General features: G+C 57.4%; 22 protein-coding genes. 7 read left to right on the forward strand and 15 right to left on the reverse strand.

The genetic code is table 11. The annotated features are described in order from the left end of the window. Nucleotides 1-7 precede the first annotated feature (7 nt). Complete coding sequence (locus tag AC2FLZ_RS00115) at nt 8-133, forward strand: hypothetical protein (protein WP_480476664.1); 126 nt, start codon at nt 8-10, stop codon at nt 131-133. Beyond that, nucleotides 134-1,006, forward strand: coding sequence for a substrate-binding domain-containing protein (locus tag AC2FLZ_RS00120; protein ID WP_480604255.1), 873 nt, complete (start codon nt 134-136; stop codon nt 1,004-1,006). It abuts the gene before it with no gap. A gap of 64 nt (nt 1,007-1,070) precedes the next feature. Here AC2FLZ_RS00120 and AC2FLZ_RS00125 read toward each other — a convergent pair whose 3' ends face one another. The 10 genes from AC2FLZ_RS00125 to AC2FLZ_RS00170 form a co-directional block, all read right to left on the reverse strand. Continuing rightward, nucleotides 1,071-1,886, reverse strand: coding sequence for an ABC transporter substrate-binding protein (locus tag AC2FLZ_RS00125; RefSeq protein ID WP_480476660.1), 816 nt, complete (start codon nt 1,884-1,886; stop codon nt 1,071-1,073). A 20-nt stretch (nt 1,887-1,906) separates the two neighbouring features. Continuing rightward, nucleotides 1,907-2,641 (reverse strand): ATP-binding cassette domain-containing protein, encoded by a 735-nt coding sequence (locus AC2FLZ_RS00130; protein ID WP_496715202.1) that lies wholly within the window; start codon nt 2,639-2,641, stop codon nt 1,907-1,909. Then, the gene (locus AC2FLZ_RS00135; protein WP_496881573.1) at nt 2,634-3,347 is read right to left on the reverse strand and encodes an ABC transporter permease; all 714 of its coding nucleotides are present in this window, start codon (nt 3,345-3,347) and stop codon (nt 2,634-2,636) included. Before AC2FLZ_RS00135 ends, AC2FLZ_RS00130 begins: the two co-directional genes overlap by 8 nt. 159 nt (nt 3,348-3,506) lie before the next feature. Next, entirely contained in the window at nt 3,507-4,496 is a 990-nt protein-coding gene (locus AC2FLZ_RS00140) for an ABC transporter substrate-binding protein (RefSeq protein WP_480476654.1), read from the reverse strand. A gap of 61 nt (nt 4,497-4,557) precedes the next feature. Further along, a complete protein-coding gene (locus AC2FLZ_RS00145; RefSeq protein WP_480516704.1) occupies nt 4,558-5,403 on the reverse strand; it encodes an ABC transporter permease in 846 nt (281 codons plus the stop codon). Beyond that, complete coding sequence (locus AC2FLZ_RS00150) at nt 5,400-6,317, reverse strand: ABC transporter permease (protein WP_480516702.1); 918 nt, start codon at nt 6,315-6,317, stop codon at nt 5,400-5,402. Before AC2FLZ_RS00150 ends, AC2FLZ_RS00145 begins: the two co-directional genes overlap by 4 nt. Next, nucleotides 6,314-6,757: a GNAT family N-acetyltransferase gene (locus tag AC2FLZ_RS00155; protein WP_480558634.1), complete on the reverse strand. Its 444-nt coding sequence runs from the start codon at nt 6,755-6,757 to the stop codon at nt 6,314-6,316. The genes AC2FLZ_RS00150 and AC2FLZ_RS00155 overlap by 4 nt, the downstream gene beginning before the upstream one ends. Next, entirely contained in the window at nt 6,747-7,544 is a 798-nt protein-coding gene (locus tag AC2FLZ_RS00160) for an ABC transporter ATP-binding protein (protein ID WP_480553271.1), read from the reverse strand. Before AC2FLZ_RS00160 ends, AC2FLZ_RS00155 begins: the two co-directional genes overlap by 11 nt. A 54-nt stretch (nt 7,545-7,598) precedes the next feature. Further along, nucleotides 7,599-9,053, reverse strand: a complete 1,455-nt coding sequence (gene hydA, locus AC2FLZ_RS00165) for a dihydropyrimidinase (protein WP_480604246.1) — start codon at nt 9,051-9,053, stop codon at nt 7,599-7,601. A gap of 92 nt (nt 9,054-9,145) precedes the next feature. Then, on the reverse strand, nt 9,146-10,396 hold the full coding sequence (locus AC2FLZ_RS00170; protein WP_496881574.1) for a Zn-dependent hydrolase: 1,251 nt from the start codon (nt 10,394-10,396) through the stop codon (nt 9,146-9,148). Between the two features lie 172 nt (nt 10,397-10,568). Here AC2FLZ_RS00170 and AC2FLZ_RS00175 point away from each other — a divergent pair, with 172 nt between their 5' ends. Beyond that, the gene (locus AC2FLZ_RS00175) at nt 10,569-11,177 is read left to right on the forward strand and encodes a TetR family transcriptional regulator C-terminal domain-containing protein (RefSeq protein ID WP_480516692.1); all 609 of its coding nucleotides are present in this window, start codon (nt 10,569-10,571) and stop codon (nt 11,175-11,177) included. A 47-nt stretch (nt 11,178-11,224) separates the two neighbouring features. On the opposite strand, the gene preA is transcribed toward AC2FLZ_RS00175, so the two are convergent. The 4 genes from preA to AC2FLZ_RS00195 form a co-directional block, all read right to left on the reverse strand. Further along, nucleotides 11,225-12,529, reverse strand: a complete 1,305-nt coding sequence (preA, locus tag AC2FLZ_RS00180) for an NAD-dependent dihydropyrimidine dehydrogenase subunit PreA (RefSeq protein WP_480622441.1) — start codon at nt 12,527-12,529, stop codon at nt 11,225-11,227. Between the two features lie 18 nt (nt 12,530-12,547). After that, on the reverse strand, nt 12,548-13,384 hold the full coding sequence (locus AC2FLZ_RS00185; RefSeq protein WP_480553266.1) for a class I SAM-dependent methyltransferase: 837 nt from the start codon (nt 13,382-13,384) through the stop codon (nt 12,548-12,550). Nucleotides 13,385-13,430: 46 nt separating this feature from the next. Further along, nucleotides 13,431-14,765, reverse strand: coding sequence for an NAD(P)-dependent oxidoreductase (locus AC2FLZ_RS00190; protein ID WP_496881575.1), 1,335 nt, complete (start codon nt 14,763-14,765; stop codon nt 13,431-13,433). Between the two features lie 159 nt (nt 14,766-14,924). Further along, entirely contained in the window at nt 14,925-15,557 is a 633-nt protein-coding gene (locus AC2FLZ_RS00195; RefSeq protein WP_480553264.1) for a cupin domain-containing protein, read from the reverse strand. A gap of 144 nt (nt 15,558-15,701) precedes the next feature. Between AC2FLZ_RS00195 and AC2FLZ_RS00200 the strand changes: the two genes are divergently transcribed. The 3 genes from AC2FLZ_RS00200 (at nt 15,702) to AC2FLZ_RS00210 (ending at nt 18,775) form a co-directional block, all read left to right on the forward strand. Continuing rightward, complete coding sequence (locus AC2FLZ_RS00200) at nt 15,702-16,697, forward strand: GT-B fold glycosyltransferase domain-containing protein (protein ID WP_480553262.1); 996 nt, start codon at nt 15,702-15,704, stop codon at nt 16,695-16,697. 72 nt (nt 16,698-16,769) lie between these two features. Next, nucleotides 16,770-18,062 carry an O-acetylhomoserine aminocarboxypropyltransferase/cysteine synthase family protein gene (locus AC2FLZ_RS00205; protein WP_480553261.1) on the forward strand — a complete coding sequence of 431 codons (1,293 nt, stop codon included), beginning with the start codon at nt 16,770-16,772 and terminating at the stop codon, nt 18,060-18,062. A gap of 2 nt (nt 18,063-18,064) precedes the next feature. Further along, nucleotides 18,065-18,775: a GNAT family N-acetyltransferase gene (locus AC2FLZ_RS00210; protein WP_480516680.1), complete on the forward strand. Its 711-nt coding sequence runs from the start codon at nt 18,065-18,067 to the stop codon at nt 18,773-18,775. Between the two features lie 2 nt (nt 18,776-18,777). Here the strand turns inward: AC2FLZ_RS00210 and AC2FLZ_RS00215 are convergent, their stop codons facing one another. Beyond that, nucleotides 18,778-19,482, reverse strand: a complete 705-nt coding sequence (locus AC2FLZ_RS00215) for an SIMPL domain-containing protein (RefSeq protein ID WP_480516678.1) — start codon at nt 19,480-19,482, stop codon at nt 18,778-18,780. A 155-nt stretch (nt 19,483-19,637) separates the two neighbouring features. Here AC2FLZ_RS00215 and AC2FLZ_RS00220 point away from each other — a divergent pair, with 155 nt between their 5' ends. After that, nucleotides 19,638-21,590 carry a hypothetical protein gene (locus AC2FLZ_RS00220; protein WP_496881576.1) on the forward strand — a complete coding sequence of 651 codons (1,953 nt, stop codon included), beginning with the start codon at nt 19,638-19,640 and terminating at the stop codon, nt 21,588-21,590. The last annotated feature ends 74 nt before the right edge of the window (nt 21,591-21,664 follow it).

Consider the following 21,664-nt stretch of genomic DNA (forward strand, 5'->3'; position numbering starts at 1 on the left):
GGAGCCCATGAAAGCCTTTCTCGCCGCCGTCGCCGCGATGGTCGTTATTGCAGGCGCAGCCCCGTTTGTGCTGGAACAAATCGGATTCAGTACCGCTGACACAACATCCGGCACCGCCGTGCGCCTCGACTGAATGCCGCAATATCTGACCACCCGTGAACTGGCCGATCTGCTGCGCATTGGCGAGCGGAAGGCCTATGACCTTGCCTCGTCAGGCGAAATACCGTGCGTGCGCGCCATGGGTAAGCTGTTGTTTCCGCGGGCCGAGATCATTGCCTGGCTCAACGCGTCGCGATCCGGTCCTCAGGTCGCCGAACCGCCCCTGCCCCCGATCATAGCGGGCAGCCACGATCCCTTGCTGGACTGGGCGTTACGTGAAAGTGGATCGGGGCTGGCCACCTATTACGACGGTTCTTTTGACGGGCTGATCAGGCTCAGCAAACGCAGCGCGCAGGCCGCTGTGCTGCACATCCACGAAAATGGCGGATTCAACAAAGAATCCCTGCTTGACACTTTGGGCGAAGCCCCGGTGATCCTGTTTGAAATCGCCCGACGTGAGCGTGGATTGCTTCTTGCCCCGGGCATATCCGACATCAATTCTTTTGACGACCTCAAGTCTCGCACCGTCATGCTACGTCAGGACAGTGCGGCAAGCCAGCGCCTGTTTGACTCCCAACTTGATGCCCACGGTCTGAGCCGGGATGATCTGGACATTCGACCAGGCTGCGCACGCACAGAAGAAGAGCTGGCCATCGCCCTGCATGACCGGAAGGCCGAGGCCGGTTTTGGGCTTGGCGCCCTAGCCGGGCTCTACAACTTGGGTTTTGTCCCCACTCATTCCGAGCGGCTGGACCTCGCGATCTGGCGCCGGGCCTTCTTCGATCCGCCAATACAGAAACTGCTGACCCTGTTGCGCTCGGGTCAATTCGCCCAGCGGGCAAGCGAATTTGGCGGCTATGACCTGTCTGGTATTGGCACGATCCACCACAATGGGGCCAGCGGGTGAGCTTCCACCCGCGCCTTCATCTTTTCAAAAATACTCGCCCCGCAGGGGCTGGCCGCAGGCCAGCTTATTGCGCATTGGGGAAAAACACCTGCTGACCGTCCAGTCGGAAAGAGGCGATCGCCTCCTGCCCGTCCGGCCCGGTCAACCAATCGATGAACCGCTGTCCAGAGGCAGCGCGCACATGGGGATGCTTTTCGGGATTTACGAGGATCACACCATATTGGTTGAACAGACGCGGATCACCTTCGACCAGTATCTCAAGATTGCCTCTGTTACCAAAGGATAGCCACGTCGCCCGATCTGTCAGAGTATACGCGTTCATGCCGCTGGCCACATTCAGCGTTGCCCCCATACCCGACCCGGTTTCCCGATACCAACTTCCGGATGCGCCGGTTGGATCCAGCCCCGCGGCAGACCAATGCCGCAGCTCGGCCTTATGCGTTCCACTGTCATCTCCGCGCGATGCAAACGGGGCTTCAGCGCTTGCGATCGCAGCAAGAGCGTTCAAAATTTCGGCACCACCGCGAATTCCGGCAGGATCTGCCTTGGGGCCCACCAATACAAAATCGTTATACATCAGGTCCCTCCGCTCCACGCCATATCCATCAGCGACGAATTTCTCTTCGGCGGATTTGGCGTGAACCAGCAGGACGTCACCGTCACCGTTCACTGCGTTGCGAATTGCCTGACCTGTTCCTACGGCCACGACGCGCACGTCAATGCCCGAATCGGCCTCGAACCACGGCAGAATATAGTCCAACAGCCCCGAGTTCTGGGTGGATGTCGTAGATTGAACGACAATGAACGGAGTCTCTGCCCTGGCCGCACTTGCCGACAGACCAAGGGCTATCACTGCTGCCCGAAATATTGCGCGGAACATCATACTCTCCGTTTTATCTTTTAAGTAACCAATCCACCCGCGAGGTAGCGGCGCGATGCTTCGCTTACCGGGGTATCCAAAACCTGTTTTGCGGGACCGTGTTCAACCACAAGACCGCCCTGCATCATGACCACATCCGAGGCCAAACGACGGGCCTGACCAATATCATGTGTCACCATCACGATCCGTACACCCCGCGCAGAGGCGCGCAGAACCATACGTTCGATCATCTGTGTCGCGCCGGGATCAAGGGCGCTGGTCGGTTCGTCCAGAAACAGTGTTTCGGGCTCCAGCGCCAAGGCACGCAATATGGCCAGCCTCTGGGCCTCGCCGCCCGACAGTGATCGGGCGGATTGCCGGGCCTTACCATCCAGCCCGCCTTCGGCCAGCAACTCGGTGATACGTGCCTTTCTTGCTGTTCGCCCAATGCCCTGTCGTTTGAGGACAAAGCCCAGGTTTGCAGCAACAGACCGTCGCAACAGAACCGGTCTCTGAAACACCATGGCTTGGCGCGCTTTCTGCGCGGCGCCCAGAGGGTTTCCATCCTGCACCACCCGCCCGCGATCCGGCGAGATCAGGCCATGCAAACACCGCAGCAACAGGCTTTTGCCCGCACCGTTGGGGCCAAGAAGCAACGTCGGCCCCAGACCATCCATAACCAATGAAGGAACATCCAGCAAAACCTTGCCGTTGCTGCGAATTTGCAAGTTTTCAACTGTCAGACAGTTCGACATGTCACAGGTCACGTCACGCATGGTGCAACCCCTCCTGTTCGGCCCGCAAACTGACCGCGCTGACCATCGCGTTTACGGCAATTGCAATTCCGATCAGGATCGCCCCCAGCGCCAGTGCCAGAGACAGATTTCCCTTCGACGTTTCAAGCGCAATGGTTGTCGTCATCACGCGGGTCACATGATTGATGTTTCCGCCAACGATGATAACCGCGCCCACCTCGGCGATGGCGCGTCCAAAACCTGCAAGCAAAGCCGTGACAAGTGCCAGTCGCGCATCCCACAACAAAACCGGCACCGAGGCCAGCCGTGACACACCCAAGGAGCGCAGCTGTTCGGAATATTCCTCAGCCAGCATCTCAACAACCTGACGCGTCAAAGCCGCGACAATGGGGGTGACCAAAACGACCTGCGCAATGATCATGGCAGTCGGAGTGTACAAAAGCTCAAGCACCCCAAGGGGACCGGAACGGGACAGGGTCAGATAGACCAGCAGGCCCACGACAACCGGTGGAAACCCCATCAGTGCATTCATCAGGACGATCAGCATCCTGCGGCCGGGGAACCGGGCGACGGCCAACGCAGCCCCCACGGGCATTCCGATCAGAGCAGAAACCAGCACTGCAAACACGGACACTTTCAGAGACAACAACACAATTGCCCACAGCTCAGAATCTCCCCCGAGAATCAAGGCGATCGCAGCGCTGAATTCTGATGAAAATTCCTGCATTTTCTTCCTTGTTATCTACATTTCGTACAGAAATCGCTAGATTACAGGGAAATACTACTTCATTTCGGTGCCAAGCACAGACACAATTCCGACATCCCGAATACGAAACGCGGCCCCGATTGGGACCGCGTTTTTTATCAGTCAGATGAACCGTTGGCGTCAGTTCAGAGCAGCGTCCGTGATCTGATGCGTCCAGGCCCCTTCGGGTGTTTTGGTGATCACCGGATCAGAACCTCCGGCCAGCAGAGTACCAACGGTGCGATCAAAATCCGCCGGGTCCAGCGCGCCGTTCGAACCTGCGGTCAACTTGGCGATCTCACCCATCATGCGTTTCTGATGCTCTTCTGTCTGCGCACCCGTTGCATCGTTCTCCAGCACGATATCTGCCGCTTCATCGGGGTTCTCCTCGGCGTATTTCCAACCTTTCATCGAGGCGCGCACAAACCGCTGCATCTTGTCGGTGAACGCCGCATCGCTGAGATTTTCTTCCAGAACGTAAAGACCGTCTTCCAGCGTCGCGACACCCTGGTCTTCGTATTTGAAAGTAACCAGTTCATCCGGGCTGACACCGGCATCGATGACCTGCCAGTATTCATTGTAGGTCATGGTGCTGATGCAATCCGCCTGACGTTGCAGCAGCGGATCGACGTTGAAGCCCTGTTTCAGAACTTCCACACCGTTGTCGCCTTTCCCATCAGTGCTGATGCCCAACTGGCTCATCCAGCTCATGAACGGGAATTCATTGCCAAAGAACCAGACGCCCAGCGTGCGGTTCTTCAGGTCCTCGGGCGACGAAATACCGGCATCTTTCCAGCAGGTCAGCATCATGCCCGAGCTTTTGAACGGCTGGGCGATGTTCACCAACGGCAACCCTTTTTCACGTGCGGCCAGAGCGGCAGGCATCCATTCAACGGTCACATCAGCACCGCCGCCCGCAATCACCTGTGTCGGAGCAATGTCAGGCCCGCCGGGCAGAATTGTAACGTCCAGCCCTTCTTCCTCGTAAAAGCCCTTGTCCTTGGCAACGTAGTAGCCCGCGAATTGTGCTTGCGTGACCCATTTCAGTTGCAGTGTCACTTCATCCGCCGCCAGCGCCGTACTGGCTGCCAGACCAAAGGCGGCAACCGCCCCGCTGAATAGCTTGTTCATCTTCATTTCTCCTAGTTGCTTGTTGCGCCCCGATTTTCAGGGTCTGTTGATTTTCTTCGTCTTATCCGCGTTGTGAGGGGTGCCAGAACGTCACCACTTTTTCGATTCCCGCCACCAGGCCATAAAAGGCCGTACCTGCGATAGCGGCAACAACGATTTCGGCCCAGACCATGTCCAACGACAATTGACCGACGCTGGTGGATATCCGAAATCCCATACCGAGTGTTGGCGATCCGAAGAATTCAGCCACGATGGCGCCAATCAAAGCCAAAGTTGTCGAAATCTTCAACCCGTTGAAAATGAAAGGCATCGCCGCAGGCAACCGCAACTTCAGAAAGCTCTGCCAATAACTTGCAGCATAGGTTTCCATCAAGTCACGCTGCATCGCTGTGGCCTCGCGCAGACCGGCCACGGTGTTGACCAGCATCGGAAAGAACACCATCACAACGACCACCGCCGCTTTGGAATGCCAATCAAACCCGAACCACATGACCAGAATGGGTGCCGTCCCCACAATAGGCAAAGCCGCGACGAAATTCCCGACTGGCAATAGCCCCAAACGCAGGAAATCCCACCGATCAACAGCAATCGCTATAAGGAAGGCCGATCCACAGCCGATGACATATCCGCTGAGCGCGCCTTTCAGGATCGTCTGAACAAAGTCGGCCCAAAGAATGTCAAGGCTACCTGCAAATCGCACCGCTATGGCGGAGGGTGCAGGCAGAATGACCAGCGGTACTTCAAGCCCGCGGACCACCAGCTCCCAGGCTCCGACGATGGTCAGACCAAAAATCACCGGTGCCAGGAAGCGTACCATCTGGCTGTCGGCTTGCGGGCCACTGGCCAATCGGCTGTTCAACCACCAGCCGAAGGCCCACAGCAGCAAAGCAAAGACAACCAACATCATTGCGCCATCCCCATTCGCCTCAGAACCGACCGTTCAATCAATCCCAGCAAACCGACCAGGCACGCGGCCAGAATGGCTGCTGCAAAAAGCGCTGACCATATCTGCACGGTTTGACCATAGTAACTGCCTGCCAGCAACCGAGCGCCCAATCCTGCGACAGCGCCTGTCGGCAGCTCGCCCACGATTGCGCCGACCAGCGATGCCGCAATACCGATTTTCAACGAGGTGAACAGGTATGGCATCGACGCAGGCAAGCGCAGTTTCCAAAACCCCTGGGATTGGCTGGCATTATAGGTCCGCAACAGGTCAAGTTGCATCGCGTCAGGGCTGCGCAACCCTTTGACCATGCCTACAACAACCGGAAAAAAGCTCAGATACGCTGAGATGATCGCTTTGGGAATGATCCCCTGAACCCCAACCGAGTACAGGACCACGATAATCATCGGTGCCAGAGCGATAATCGGGATCGTCTGGCTCACGATAGCCCATGGCATGACCGACAAATCCATCACGCGGCTATGCACGATCCCAACGGCCAACAAGACTCCCAGCCCGGTCCCGATGACAAAGCCCAGAATCGTAGCGCTGAGTGTCACCCACCCATGAAAGATCAGCGATCTTTTCGAGTTGATTTTCTTCAGGACAGTTGTATCCCACAGTTCAGTCGCCACCTGATGAGGTGATGGCAAACGGGGCTTGCCCTGCTCCCAAGTTACTGGAATCGCGAACGAATTATCCAGAACCAGACCGAACTCTCCCAGATCCCGGCGCGCGCTTGCGGTGGGCGGCTGAACCTCGGCTCCACCACGTTCAAGTTCGGTCAAAACCCCTTTGATGTTCATTGGAACGCAAGCGGCATACCAGAACAGAACGATCACGGCGACGACGGTGAAAACGGCGATGATCTGCTTCATGCGTGCCACTCCATACGAAAGACGGGCACTGTGTCTGGCGGTGCAGGCAGTTCTTCGGCGGTTACATCGAACCCTTCACGGCGGTAAAACCTCTGCGCCGCCTGATTGGGTTTGTGTGTTGTCAGCCAAAGGTGGGTCCGACCCTCCTTCGCCTTGTCAACGAAACACTTGCCAATTCCCTGCCCCGTCCGGCTGCAATACAACGCACCGATTTTACTCTGTGCCGGATCAACGGACATGTAGCAATCAACCGGATCACCCGCGACCCAGATCTCACGGCTGTCGAACGCATCGCGGATCAAGGCCGCCAATTCCTCCACCGGCATTTCATCAGGCATCCAGTCCGTCTGCGAGGCCCAATTGTAAATCACGCGGGCACAAGCCGGCACGTCACCTACTACGGCCCGTCTGATGGTTTCTGCCCCCGGATCAGTCGTCATAAGAATGCCCCGCCCGCAACCCGTCGCGAACACGATGGGCCACTTCGATGAATTCTGGGGTGTCACGAATGTCCAACGGTCGTTCCTTTGGCAGCGGGCTGTCGATCACATCCGTAATCCGCCCCGGCCGCGGGCTCATCACGACAATTTTGGTGCTCAGATATACGGCTTCGGGAATCGAATGTGTCACGAAACCGATGGTTTTTTCGGTTCTTGCCCAAAGCGCCAGAAGCTGCTCGTTCAGGTGGTCGCGCACAATCTCATCCAAAGCGCCGAACGGCTCATCCATCAACAAGATATCAGCATCAAAGGCCAAGGCCCGTGCGATGCTGGCGCGCTGCTGCATCCCACCGGATAACTGCCATGGGAATTTTCCACCGAACCCTTCAAGATCAACCAGTTCCAGGACTTTTCTCACCCTTTCTTCCTGCTCGGACGCGGAATAGCCCATGATCTCAAGCGGCAGCTTGATGTTCTTTGCGATGGTGCGCCAGGGATAAAGGCCCGCTGCCTGAAAGACATACCCATAGGCCCTGTTCCGCCGCGCTTCGTCCGCTGTCATTCCGTTGACAGTCAGCGACCCGCCGGTCGGTGACTCCAAGGCCGCGATACAGCGCAGGAAAGTGGTTTTCCCACAGCCCGAGGGGCCAATGAAACTAACAAATTCACCCTTGTCGATCGTCAGGTTCACGTCTTTCAACGCGTGAACAGGCCCGTCATTGGTTTGAAAGGTGAGGTCAAGCTGCCTTGCTTCGATGACGTGCTGGGTCGTGCTTTCAGTGGTCATTCTACTGCCTTGAAAAGAGTGGTACCGGGGCCGCCCAAATAGCGGCCCAACGGATCAAACCCCCGTCGCCGGGATACCTGTCCGCTCAACTGGCCGAGGGGCGGTTAGTTCTTTCCACGCGCTCAAAGCCTTGTTGACGGTCGTATTTGCCTCGCGCGCAACGAACTCGCCATGGCCTTCCTGCGTGCGGATTTCACCATCATGTACCGCAACCTGTCCACGGGTCAGCGTAAAGCGCGGCAAGCCTTTGACCTCTTTGCCCTCAAACACGTTGTAGTCGATCGAAGATTGCTGCGTACTGGCTCTGATCGTTTTCGTTTTCTCAGGATCCCATACGACGATATCTGCGTCCGCTCCAACAAGGATCGCGCCCTTTTTCGGATAGCAATTCAGTATCTTGGCGATGTTTGTTGAAGTCACCGCTACAAATTCGTTGGGCGTCAGGCGCCCGGTATTCACACCGTGTGTCCACAGCATCGGCATCCGATCCTCCAGACCGCCGGTCCCGTTAGGGATCTTGGTGAAATCCCCAACTCCAAAGCGTTTCTGTTCTGTCGTAAAGGCGCAATGGTCGGTTGCCACAACACTCAGCGATCCTGATTGCAGGCCATTCCACAGGCTGTCCTGGTGCTGCTTATTGCGGAACGGAGGGCTCATGACCCGCCGCGCGGCGTGATCCCAATCCTGATTGAAATATTCACTTTCATCCAGGGTAAGATGCTGAATCAGCGGTTCGCCCCACACTCTCTTGCCCTGCATTCGGGCCCGGCGAATGGCCTCATGAGACTCTTCGCAGGATGTATGAACAACATAAAGCGGCACGCCCGCCATATCAGCGATCATGATGGCCCGGTTGGTGGCCTCACCCTCCACCTGCGGTGGTCTGGAATAGGCATGCGCTTCGGGGCCAGAGTTCCCCTCGGCCAGCAGCTTGGCGCTCAGCTCGGCAACAACGTCACCATTCTCGGCATGCACCATTGCGATTCCGCCCAGTTCGGCCAAACGCCTGAACGAGGCGTAAAGCTCATCGTCATTCACCATCAATGCGCCTTTATAGGCCATGAAATGCTTGAACGTGTTGATGCCGCGCGTCTCGATCACGGTCTTGAGGTCGTCAAATACCTGTTCACCCCACCATGTCACTGCCATGTGGAACGAGTAGTCGCAATTCGCCCGTGTCGATTTGTTGTCCCAGCGCTTCAGGGCATCCAGCAGGCTTTCACCCGGATTGGGCAGCGCGAAATCAACAACCATCGTCGTGCCCCCCGCCAGGGCCGCCCGCGTACCGCTTTCGAAATCGTCGCTGGAATAGGTGCCCATGAACGGCATTTCCAGATGGGTATGCGGATCAATCCCACCGGGCATCACATAACAGCCGGTCGCATCCAGCTCTTTATCACCTTTCAGACCCATCCCGATCCCGGTGATGACGCCGCCTTCGACCAATACATCCGCCTTGTAAGACAAATCCGCGGTGACAACGGTTCCGTTTTTGATAACAGTACTCATTTTGAACTCCCTGATGCGGTCTGCGCCGCTTGCTTCATCTGGCCAAAAATATTCCGGGGGAGTCGCCCAATGGGCGACGGGGGCAGCGCCCCCTATTCCACGATTTCGGCAGTCTCGACCACGGCATGCAGCAGGACATCTGCCCCGGCTGCTGCCCAATCCTTGCTGATCTCTTCAGCCTCATTATGGCTCAGTCCGTCGACACAGGGGCACATGACCATGGCGGTCGGGGCCACACGATTGATCCAGCAGGCATCATGCCCCGCGCCCGAGATGATGTTGGTATGCGAATAGCCCAACCTCTCAGCCGCATCGCGCACGGCAGACACGCAATCGTCGTCGAATTTAACCGGATCGAAACCGCCGACTTTCTCGAATTCGATCTGCAGGCCCATTTCTTCGACAATATCTTCCGCCGCCACCCGCAGGCGGTTTTCCATGTCGGTGATCACCTCCAGCTCGGGCGAGCGGAAATCGACCGTAAAAACGACTTTTCCGGGGATTACATTTCGCGAGTTCGGGAAAACGTCAATATGCCCCGCAGCACCAACCGCATGCGGTGCATGAGACCAGGCGATTTCGTCCACTTTCTCAAGAATGCGCGCCATCGCCAGCCCGGCATTCTTGCGCATCGGCATCGGGGTCGAACCGGTATGGGCATCCTTTCCGGTCAGCGTGATCTGTGTCCAGCTCAGACCCTGACCGTGGGTAACGACGCCGATATCCTTGCCTTCAGCTTCAAGGATCGGGCCCTGTTCGATATGCAACTCAAAGAAAGCGCGCATCTTGCGCGCGCCGACTTCTTCTTCGCCGCGCCAACCGATCCGGTTCAGTTCATCCCCGAATTTCTTTCCCTCGGCATCTTCACGGTCATACGCCCAAGCCTGCGTGTGCATTCCTGCAAAGACACCGGACGACAGCATGGCAGGCGCATATCGCGTCCCTTCCTCGTTGGTCCAGTTGGTCGCCACGATGGGATGTCTTGTCTTGATCCCGAGATCGTTGAGCGTTCGGATAATTTCCAACCCGCCCAGAACGCCCAGCACACCGTCATATTTTCCACCGGTCGGCTGCGTATCCAGATGCGATCCCACATAGACCGGCAAAGCGTCCGGATCGGTGCCCTCACGATGCGCAAACATGTTGCCCATCTGGTCCAGACCCATGGTGCATCCAGCCTCTTCACACCACTTCTGGAACAAGGCGCGGCCTTCGGCATCTTCGTCAGTCAGAGTTTGCCGGTTATTCCCCCCCGCAACACCGGGACCGATCTTAGCCATCTCCATCAGGCTGTCCCACAACCTGTCGCCATTGATCCTGAGATTCTGCGCCGGAGCTGCCATTGTCTTATTCCCTGTTTGCTTGCGATTTTGCTCGCTATTGGTGTCTTGATTTGACCAACTGGTCAAACTCACGCTATCACGGGTTCGGTATCAGTCAAGAAATTGCGCGGCAAAGCCTGAAATTTCAGTGTAATCCGTGCCTATCCGACGAAAAAAGAGACACACTGAAATCATGCCGAAAGACCGCGCACCGACTCGTATCCAGAAGAAGAACCGAGCCGCGATTCTCGAGGCTGCCCTGAATGTGTTTTCCGCACACGGGTTTCGTGGGGCGACCGTCGATCAGATTGCCGCCGAGGCGGGGTTGAGCAAACCCAATCTCCTCTACTATTTCGCGTCGAAAGAGGCGATCCACACCGAATTGCTTTCGGGCTTGCTGGAAACCTGGCTGGCGCCCTTGCACGATCTGGATGAGACCGGTGATCCGATGGAGGAAATGCTGTCCTATATTCGCCGGAAACTGCAAATGAGTCAGGAGCTACCACGGGAAAGCCGCCTTTTTGCCAATGAGCTTGTGCAAGGTGCGCCCCGCATTCACGATGCTTTGTCCAATGATCTCAAACAACTGGTTGACGAAAAGGTCACCATTCTCACTAACTGGATGGATCAGGGCAAAATCACGCGGCTGCACCCTTATCATCTGATGTTTTCGATCTGGGCGCTGACGCAGCATTATGCCGATTTCGACGTTCAGGTGCGGGCTATTCTGGGCGACGAAAACCCGTTTGAGGGTGCAGAACCCTTTGTCGATACGCTGTACCGAAAGCTCCTGACACCATGAACTCAGGGGCCGCGTCAGCGGCCCCTCAGGGATATTCCCTGTCTCGATCATTCCGCTGCTTTGGCCATCGGATTGTTCGGGTGCGTGGTCCAGTTCGCGTAGGTCGGCTGAACCTCTTTCCCGGTGCGCGGATCGATTTCACCCGCCGCCATCGGCACCATCGAAATGCAGCCTTCGACCGGGCAGACATCAACGCAGAGGTTACAGGCGACGCATTCGTCATCCTTTACCTCGAACACACGGTCATCCGACATTGAAATCGCTTGATGGCTGGTATCTTCACAGGCGGCATAGCACCGGCCGCATTTGATGCACTGGTCCTGATCGATCTTGGCTTTGGCGATGTAGTTCAGGTTCAGGTATTGCCAATCGGTGACATTGGGCACCGCGCGTCCGATCACCTCATCAATGCTGGTATACCCCTTTTCATCCATCCATTCCGACAGACCTGCTGTCAATTCATCGATGATCTTGAACCCATAGGTCATCGCAGCGGTACAGACCTGCACCGTGCCACATCCCAGCGAAATAAACTCGGCCGCATCACGCCATGTGGTGACACCCCCGATGCCCGAGATCGGCATGCCATGCGTCGCCTCGGCCCGTGCGATTTCGGACACCATCGACAGGGCGATCGGTTTCACGGCAGGGCCACAATACCCTCCGTGGCTGCCCTTGCCATCAATCGAGGGTTCGGGGCTGAACGTGTCAAGATTGACGCTGGTGATCGAATTGATCGTGTTGATCAGCGACACCGCGTCCGCGCCACCATTTCTGGCCGCCGCCGCGGGTTTCCGGATGTCGGTGATATTCGGTGTCAGTTTCACGATGACCGGACGGTCATAGTATTGCTTGCACCAACGCGTGACCATCTCGATATATTCCGGCACCTGCCCCACGGCGGACCCCATACCGCGCTCACTCATCCCGTGCGGGCAACCGAAGTTCAATTCGATTCCGTCCGCGCCGGTTTCGGCCACGCGCGGCAGTATGGCTTTCCAGGCCTCTTCCTCGCAGGGCACCATGATCGAAGCGATCAGGGCGCGATCCGGATAGTCGGACTTGACCCGCGCCATTTCCTCGAGGTTCACCTCAAGCGGGCGGTCGGTGATCAGTTCGATATTGTTCAGTCCCAGCAAACGGCGGTCGGCACCGTAAATCGCGCCATACCGCGGGCCGTTCACATTTACGACCGGCGGTCCCTCGGACCCCAGCGTCTTCCACACAACACCGCCCCATCCGGCCTCAAACGCGCGACGAACATTGTATTCTTTGTCCGTCGGCGGCGCAGAGGCCAGCCAGTAAGGGTTGGGGCTGGAAATGCCCAGAAAGTTAGTCGTCAGATCGGCCATGGCTTCTCCCTTCCCGGCTCAGCCGGATTTTTTGAATATCATTTCGGTCGGGCGTATGCGCCCGGCCTTGAGGTTTTTGACGTAGTTCTGGAACTTTTTGGGCGCCGTCTCGCCCATCATCAGATGAATGCCCAGTGGTGCCGGGCCGGATTCGGCAATCTTTGCAAAGACGTCCTCAAAGAACTGTATCGCGAATTCGGTGCGATCCGTTTCTGTCACCAGTTCAAAACCCGCGGCGCTTGCCGCAGACTTATAAACATCCGGCGCATCCACGAACGAGGTCTCGGCAACAGTGGACCACGGCAGAGGGAAAGCCAGCGGCTCGTCCACGTCTCCGGCCATCACATCGAACAGGGCAAAAGTACCGCCCTTGGCAAGCGCCCGCGACACTTCGGCGAACAGTCCGGCCTTGTCCTTTATGTTCATGCCGACATGCATCATGACGGCCAGGTCGAACCCAGCATCCGGCACCGGCATCTCCAAAGCGCTGCCCACATGAAAGCTGGTTTTCGAGGAATGCCCGACCATATCGCTGAGAGCCCTGGCGGTTTCAACGAATTCCGGTGTCAGATCGACGCCTGTTACTGTCGAATCATAGCGATCCACGACATAGCGAGAGGTTCCGCCGATACCGCATCCGACATCCAGAACACGGGTCGCATGGGTCGGCGACAACTGCGCAAACAGGTTGTTGGTCGCCAGAACGCCGCCCGTGTGGAACTCGTCCCCCGCTTTCAGGTCTGCGACCGTGGCCGCATCCGGATCGATACCGCTGGCCTCAAGCGCCGCGCGAACGCGGTCGGCCAGTGCTCCGGTGGTGTAGTGTTGCGCTACGGCTTGTTCGATCTGGGACATGGGAATACCTCAGCAGCGAAAGGAATGGGGCGAATACCCCATCCTATCACGAAACCAGCGTCGCGTGGATGTCCATCGCAGCATCCCGGCCTTCAGCAACAGCCGTAACGGTGAGGTCTTCGCCGCCCGCCGCGCAATCTCCACCTGCCCAGACACCAGCCACGGAAGTGCGTCCCGCACCGCTGACAGCGATCTTGTTGCCGTCCAGCTTCAGCCCTTCCGGCGCACCTTCCAGCGTCTGACCGATGGCTTTGAGAACCTGATCTGCCCGCAGCCGGACCGTCTCTCCGGTTCCGGTAAGCTGACCGTTCTGGCTCGAGGTATATTCCAGCTCAATCTCGGTAGCGGCTCCATTGCCGTGTACTGCCACCGGCTGCACGTTGGTCAAAATCTGAACCCCGTGCGAGGCTGCCAGATCCTGCTCGTACCGGCTGGCACCCATGGCGTCGCGGCCCCGGCGATAGGCAATGGTGACGTTTTCGGCACCTAACAACTTGGACTTTACCGCCGCGTCCACGGCAGTCATGCCTCCGCCAATAACGACGACGTTCCGACCGACAGGAAGCTTTGCAAGATCATCAGCTTGCCGCACGTCCGCGATGAAATCGACGGCATCCCGCACGCCGTCCTTGTCAACACCATCCGCGCGCAAGGCATTGATCCCGGCAAGCCCGATGGACAGGAACACCGCGTCGTAGTTTTCGACCAGACCATCCAGTGAGATGCCTTCACCCAGAACCGACCCGGTTTCAATCGTGATACCACCGATTTTCAGCAGCCAGTCGACCTCGGCCTGCGCAAAATTGTTGGTCGATTTATAGGCGGCAATCCCATATTCGTTCAGACCGCCCGGTTTGGGCTTGCCTTCGTGGATCACCACGTTATGGCCCAGCATGGCAAGACGATGGGCGCAGGCCAGACCGGCAGGCCCTGCCCCCACGACAGCAACCGTTTTCCCGGTCGATGCCGCACGTTCAAACGGATGCGCGCCCGAGGACATAAGATCATCTGTCGCAAAGCGCTGTAGCCGTCCGATCTCGACCGGTTTGCCCTCGGCCGCCTCACGAACACAGGCCTCCTCGCACAGTGTTTCCGTCGGACAGACACGGGCGCACATTCCGCCCAGAATGTTTTGCTGAAAGATCGTTCGCCCGGCAGCCAGGGGCTGTCCGGCCTGAATCTGCCGGATGAATAGCGGAATATCGATGTCTGTCGGACACGCTGTCACGCAAGGTGCGTCATAGCAGAAATAACAACGGTCTGCTGCAACTGCGGCCTCATGCGGGGCCAATGGCGGATGCAGATCGGTGAAATTCGAGGTCAGCTCATCGCTTGAAAGCCGCCCCGCGACGATGCCGGGTGCCATCTGGCCCTGTGCCATCACTCTACTCCCTGTAGATATGTTTGTTATGACCTCAGCTTGCCACAAATAAATTTTTTATCAATTGGTAAAATTTGCCAAATGGTCAAAAAATCGAAAATCCGGGCCGTTAAACCCGGATTTATTGGCATTTTAGCTGATTTCAGGGCCGAAAAGCATTCAGACCATTTCACCAAGGTGGCAGGACTTGATCCAGACTCGGGCCCCATCAGGCCCTGCAACAGCCCGCGAGTGCGTTCCGGGAGGCAGGCGCAACCAGTCCCATTTCGAAAATTCTTCCCCCGATTCAGAGAAACTGCCCCTTATGACAAACACTTCCATGCCGTCGCGCGCGTCCAGTTCGACCACGCCCCCAGCAGCCCATGTCCGCACAAAAACGTCCTCATGATCATCTTTGAACAGCTGTACGTCAGAATAGCCATTTATCGAGCGGCGAACCTCGGTCCGGTCCTGCGGGTCAAACTGGTGCAACTTGACCAGAATGGTCGCGCCCTCGGCAGCGGACGGAGTGTGCGAGGAAGTTGGAGGGTTGCGAACATAGCTGCCGACGGGAAAATCTCCGGTCTCGTCCTGAAATACACCGTCCAGCACCAGATATTCCTCGCCGCCGTCATGGGTATGGGCGGAAAAGGTGCTGCCGGGCGCAAAGCGGACAATGGTTGTTGCACGGGCCACCTCATCACCAATCCGGTCCAGCATTTTGCGCTCGACCCCTGCTGCGGGAGAAGCGACCCATTCACTTTCGTCAAAGTGTACTGCGACCCGTTTGGTGAAATCCGCATTGATCCGCATGTGTATCCCTTTCTGAAGCGACCCCTGAAAGAAATGGGATCGCGTGATGAAATTTCAAATTATCCGCTTTTGACGCCTTGGGCCGCTTGCTGTAATCCGAACTTCAAGGTGCATGGTCAAACACCTGTCGGGAAACGGGCATAGATGCAGGCAACGTCACAGAAATTCAACGTCGCGGTCGTCGGTCAAAACAACCGTCTGCAATACGAGGCCCTGTTGTTTGCGGCTTCACTGCGCCATTCTTCACCGAAATTCGGGGGCAAACTGTTTGTCGTCACACCCAATCCGGGGCCACGCTGGAAACAGGATCCCCGCATTCAGGACGAAGATGTTCTGAAAGCCCTGAAACAACTGGATGCTGAAATTCTGCCCTTCGACTCGCATGTATTCGGTGAAAGCTATCCCTACGGCAACAAGATCGAAGCGCTGATGGCCCTGCCGGAAGATGAGCCCTTTGTGTTCTTTGACACCGACACGCTGATCACTGGCGAGATCACATCCGTCCCATTTGACTTCGACCGCCCCAGCGCGTCACTGAAAGTTGAAGGGACATGGCCCAAACCAACGCTGTATGGTCCCGGTTTTGACGGTATCTGGCGCGCACTTTACGCCCGGTTCGGGTTGGATTTCGAAAGCTCGCTGGACACCGATCAACCCCATGACCACTGGCGGCGGTACCTGTATTTCAATGCAGGCTATTTCTTCTACAAATGTCCCCGGAAATTTGGTGAGCGTTTTCTGGACTACGCCAGAACAATCCGCGACGAAAACATTCCGGAGTTGACAGGCCAAAGCCTTGACCCCTGGCTGGATCAGGCCGCCCTGCCCCTTGTCATTCACTCGTTCGGCGGTGGTCGTGATGTTTTGCCCTCTGGTTTGCTGGATGGATCCGTCAGTTGCCACTATCGCCTGTTTCCCTTGCTGTACGCCCGTGAAAGCGATCATGTGATAGACGTTTTGGAAACCATCGTCGCTCCAAACAAGGTCAAGAAGGTTCTCAAGCAATATGAGCCGCTGAAAAAGATGGTTCTGCAGGGTAAAGGCGCAAAAGTCCGCGCCCTGTTTGACCGCGATCATCTGCCACGACGTGAACAGGCCATCCGCAACACGATCAAAAGCAGGGGCCTCTGGCTGCGCTGACAGGATCGTTGTGCGCAAGCGGGCAATGGCCTACAGATTTCGCAAGACAAATTCCAACAGGAGATTTTCAAGATGTCTGACGGTCCCACCTACGGTTTCGACACGTTGCAAATTCACGCGGGCGCCCGCCCCGACCCGGCGACCGGAGCGCGCCAGACACCCATTTATCAGACCACGGCCTATGTGTTTCGCGATGCAGACCACGCAGCGGCCCTGTTCAACCTGCAAGAGGTGGGCTTTATCTATTCGCGCCTGACCAACCCAACTGTGGCTGTTCTTCAGGAGCGCGTGGCTACACTTGAGGGCGGTGTTGGCGCCGTTTGCTGTTCGTCCGGGCACGCGGCGCAGATCATGGCGCTGTTCCCGCTGATGGGTCCGGGTTGCAACGTGGTCGCCTCAACCCGTCTGTACGGCGGCACGGTCACCCAGTTCAGCCAGACAATCAAACGCTTTGGGTGGTCTGCCAAGTTTGTCGACACCGATGATCTGGACGCGGTGAAGGGCGCAATCGATGAAAATACCCGTGCGATTTTCTGCGAGTCCATCGCTAATCCCGGCGGCTATGTGACGGACATCCGTGCACTGGCAGATGTGGCCGATGCGGCGGGCATTCCGCTGATTGTCGACAACACCTCGGCAACACCATATCTGTGCCGCCCGATCGAACACGGAGCGACCCTGGTCGTGCATTCGACCACCAAGTACCTGACCGGCAACGGTACGGTCACTGGCGGTTGCATCGTGGATTCGGGCAAGTTCGACTGGTCGGCAAATGACAAGTTCCCCTCGCTCAGCCAACCCGAACCGGCCTATCATGGACTGAAGTTCCACGAAACGTTCGGACCTTTGGCCTTTACCTTCCACGGCATCGCCATCGGTCTGCGCGATCTGGGCATGACCATGAACCCGCAGGCGGCCCACTACACGCTGATGGGGATCGAAACCCTGTCGCTGCGGATGGAGCGTCATGTTGAAAACGCGCAAAAAATCGCGGCCTGGCTGGAAGCGGATGACCGGGTGGACTACGTCACCTATGCTGGATTGCTGTCATCGCCCTATCAGGATCGGGTCAAAGCTCAGTATCCACGCGGTGCCGGCGCCCTGTTCACATTCGCCGTGAAAGGTGGCTATGACGCCTGTATCAAACTGGTCAATGCGCTGGAGATTTTCAGCCACGTAGCCAATCTGGGCGACGCGCGTTCGCTGATCATTCATTCGGCTTCGACCACACATCGTCAGTTGACCCCGGAACAGCAGGAAGCCGCGGGCGCAGGTCCGGGCGTGGTGCGCGTATCCATCGGGATCGAGGACGTGAACGATCTGATTGCCGACCTTGATCAGGCTCTGGCCAAAGCAACCGCCTGACCATGACCCAGCACGATACAAACAACCTTGGCCAGCCCATCGGTTTACCGGTTTCGGGTAACTTTCCACGCCCGACACCACCCTATACGCCGATGGTGGGCCGGTATTGTTCTGTCGTGCCCCTTGATGTGAACAGGCACGCGCCCGGACTGTTCCGGGCGTTTGCCAAGGACACGGATGGCCACAACTGGACCTACCTGCCCTACGGCCCGTTTGACAGCGAACCTGAGTTCGAAGACTGGGCGCGCGCCAACTGCGTGGACGCGGACCCGATGTTCCATACCGTTCTGGACGGTGATGAGGTACCGTTGGGCATGGCTTCTTACCTCAGGATAGCTCCCGCCGCCGGAGCGATTGAGGTCGGGCATATCCACTTTTCACCCCTGCTTCAGCGCAAGCCGCAATCAACCGAAGCCATGTATCTGATGATGCGGCGCGTGTTCGATGAACTGGGTTACCGGCGATACGAGTGGAAATGCGACGCGCTGAATGGTCCGTCGCGCAGTGCGGCAGAGCGGCTTGGGTTCACCTTCGAAGGCGTGTTTCGCCAAGCAACCCACTACAAAGGGCGCAACCGCGACACGGCCTGGTATTCAATCATAGATACCGAATGGCCACGCATCCGTGATGCTTTCGAGGCCTGGTTGTCACCCGATAATTTCGACGCTTCGGGCCAACAACGAAAACCGCTGTTGGCCCGCGCGAAGGGTTGAATTCATTTGGAAATCTCGAACACCATCGAGACGCTGACAGACACCGAAACCTCACCACCTGCCACAGGTACACCCCCTGCGTCAGCCATGCTCATCATGCGCATCTCGGGCATCGGGCGCACGCCCCCCGTTTGTTCCGAAATCGTTTGCACCGCGCCAAGGGTTACACCCGCCGCCTGTGCCAGCTGCTCGGCCTTGGCCATAGCTTCGCCCACAGCTTGCGCGCGCGCTTGGGCCTCGATTGGTTTGGTATCCTGCACCCCAAAGCTCAAGCCCCCGAAATCGTTGGCGCCATCCTGAATGACCGCATCCATGATACTTCCTAGTTTGGACAGATCACGCACACGCACAAACACGCGGTTCGAGGCAGCGAATCCCGAGATTTCCGGTGTTTCTCCATTCTGCCCGTGCCGCCCGGACCAAACAGGGGAAAGCGACAGATCGCGGGTCTGGATATCGCGGTCTTCAATCCCCATCCCGGTCAGGCGCGCAAGCATCTTCGCAACTGAGTCCGAGGTGGCCTGCATCGCCGCCGAAGCCTCGGCGTTTTCATTTGTCACACCCAATGTGATCGTCGCCATATCGGGGGCAACCACTATGGTTCCAGTTGCGTCAACTGTGATGCGACGTTCTTCCGCATGGGCAAGTCCAGCGGTCGTTGCGGCCATCATCGCGGCCAGAAAAGCGAATGTCTTCAATGTTATCACTCCGATTTGCTTGGGTTAAAGATGGGTCGGCGATGCATTGCCATACAAGAGGAGAGTTTGCCTTTTTCTTTCCCTCGGCAAGTTCCTGCTTTAATGTCGGTCTGCGAACGCCAAGGTGTTTGCATTGACGTTGATAATTATGGTTCCTGCGGATTATGAAACCTGCCTTTGCGCTGTCTTTTTCTGCGACCGGAATATCATTGCATAATCACTCGGATGACGAATGGTTCGTTATCGGCTCGATTCCCTTGGATTCGCCGGACCTGTCTGGTCAAATGCAGGTTTTGCGGGAAAACGCTTTTGCGTTGGAAAACGACCTGAGCTGCAAGCTTGTTTTGCCTTCCGAACAGGTTCGATACCTTCAGGTTGCAACCGATGGCTTACCCCCCCAAGACACGGTCGAACGTATAGAGAGCGCACTTGCCGACGCAACGCCTTACGCTTTGTCCGAACTCAGCTACGACTATCAAACTGAAGGCGGCACCACCTATGTTGCAGCTGTTGCGCAAGAAACGCTGCGCGAGGCTCGGGCCTTTGCCTCGGACCATGGTTTCGTGCCGGTTTTGTTTTGCGCCGAAGAAGTAGCAGACGCATTCCCCCGAGAGGCATTGTTCGCAGAGCGTTCGGGCGCATCGGAAACCCGACCAGCAGAGCCACCGCTGTCGGCAAAAAACACAGACCAGCCCGAACCGGCAAAATCCGCCGGGAAACCAGCGCATCCCATTGCAGGCACAGCCGCACCAAACGTGTTTCTGACCCCGGAAACACCTGACAATAAGTTTGCGAATACAAAAGCGCAGGCACCGCGTATTGCGATCCCGGCATTTGCCGCGGCGGTTCTTCTTGGCGGCGCTTTCGGCGTTTGGCTGGCCTTGGACAGCGGTGGAGAAACAGATCAGGTCGCACTGAGCCCAACTCCAACCGAGATAGGTGTTTCCGAGCCGGATATCGACGCCCTGCCACCGATAGTGCCCGAAGTTGCGGCTATTACGCCTTCGGAAAACTTGCCGCCTGAGCCTGCTCTGGACAGGGATGTGCCCCCCACGCCAGAACCTGCCGAGGCCGAAGCCGTAGAACAACCAGAGCTCACCCCTACCGACGCGGCAATCCTTGAGGCGCTCAAGGTGGCCCCTACCCCGGTAGACCCCATCGCTCAGGACCCCGAGGCAGATGAGGATATCAGCGCTGCCTCCGGTGTGAATGTAACGCCTCCGGCCGCTTTGGACGTGCCAGAAGCCCCGGAACCGGACGATTTGTATCTGACATCGATCGACAAATCCGACCTGTCCAGCGATGCGGTTGCCCTGCCTCCGGCTTCCAGTTTCGATACCGACGAACCCTTTGTTCGGGACGTGCAACATGGCATAGCAGGAGCGCGGTTCAATCTGGATGATCGCGGGCTTGTGGCACCTACACCGGAAGGAACGCTGAACCCGGATGGGATTGTCGTTTATCAAGGCCGACCGTCAAAGGTCCCGCCAGCAACGCCAGTGCGTTTCGAAGATGAACCCGTACTTGACGAGGTCGACGAAAGGCTGGCTGGTCTTCGCCCCAAACCTCGCCCTTCAGATCTGGTCGAGAGTTTCGAACGCGGGCAGTTGGGGGGGCGGTCGCTGGCAGAGCTTTCGGCCAAGCGCCCAAAAGCACGCCCGGACAGTCTGCAAGCGCGCACAGAAATCGACGAGACGCCAACCGCGTTGGCCGTTGTCCGTGTCCCGCGCCCCAGGGTGCGCCCGGCGGGTCTGGACACTGCAAAGGCACCCGCTTCTGGTAACTCCAATCTTGGATCAACGGCCGCGCTGGACCAGAGCTCTGACGAATCCGGATCGTTTCAGGCGAAATCGGTCGCCCCCAAGATTCCCACAACTGCGTCTGTTGCCCGGCAGGCCACGCTCGATAACGCGATCAATTTGCGTCGCCTGAATCTGATCGGTGTTTACGGCACACCCGCCAACCGGCGCGCCTTGGTCCGGCTTCCCAGTGGACGTTACAAGAAACTGAAAGTTGGGGACAGTATTGACGGCGGCAAGGTCATTGCCATCAGCGACAGCGAGCTGCGTTATCAGAAGAAGGGTCAAAACGTGACGCTGGCGATGCCGCGTGGCTGATATCGGCACTCAAGGCCTTGACCCATTAACTGTAAACAGGTGCGTCGCAGGCAGCAGAACCGCCTCCGACATGT

This window comes from Ruegeria sp. YKSF131 (assembly GCF_059612645.1).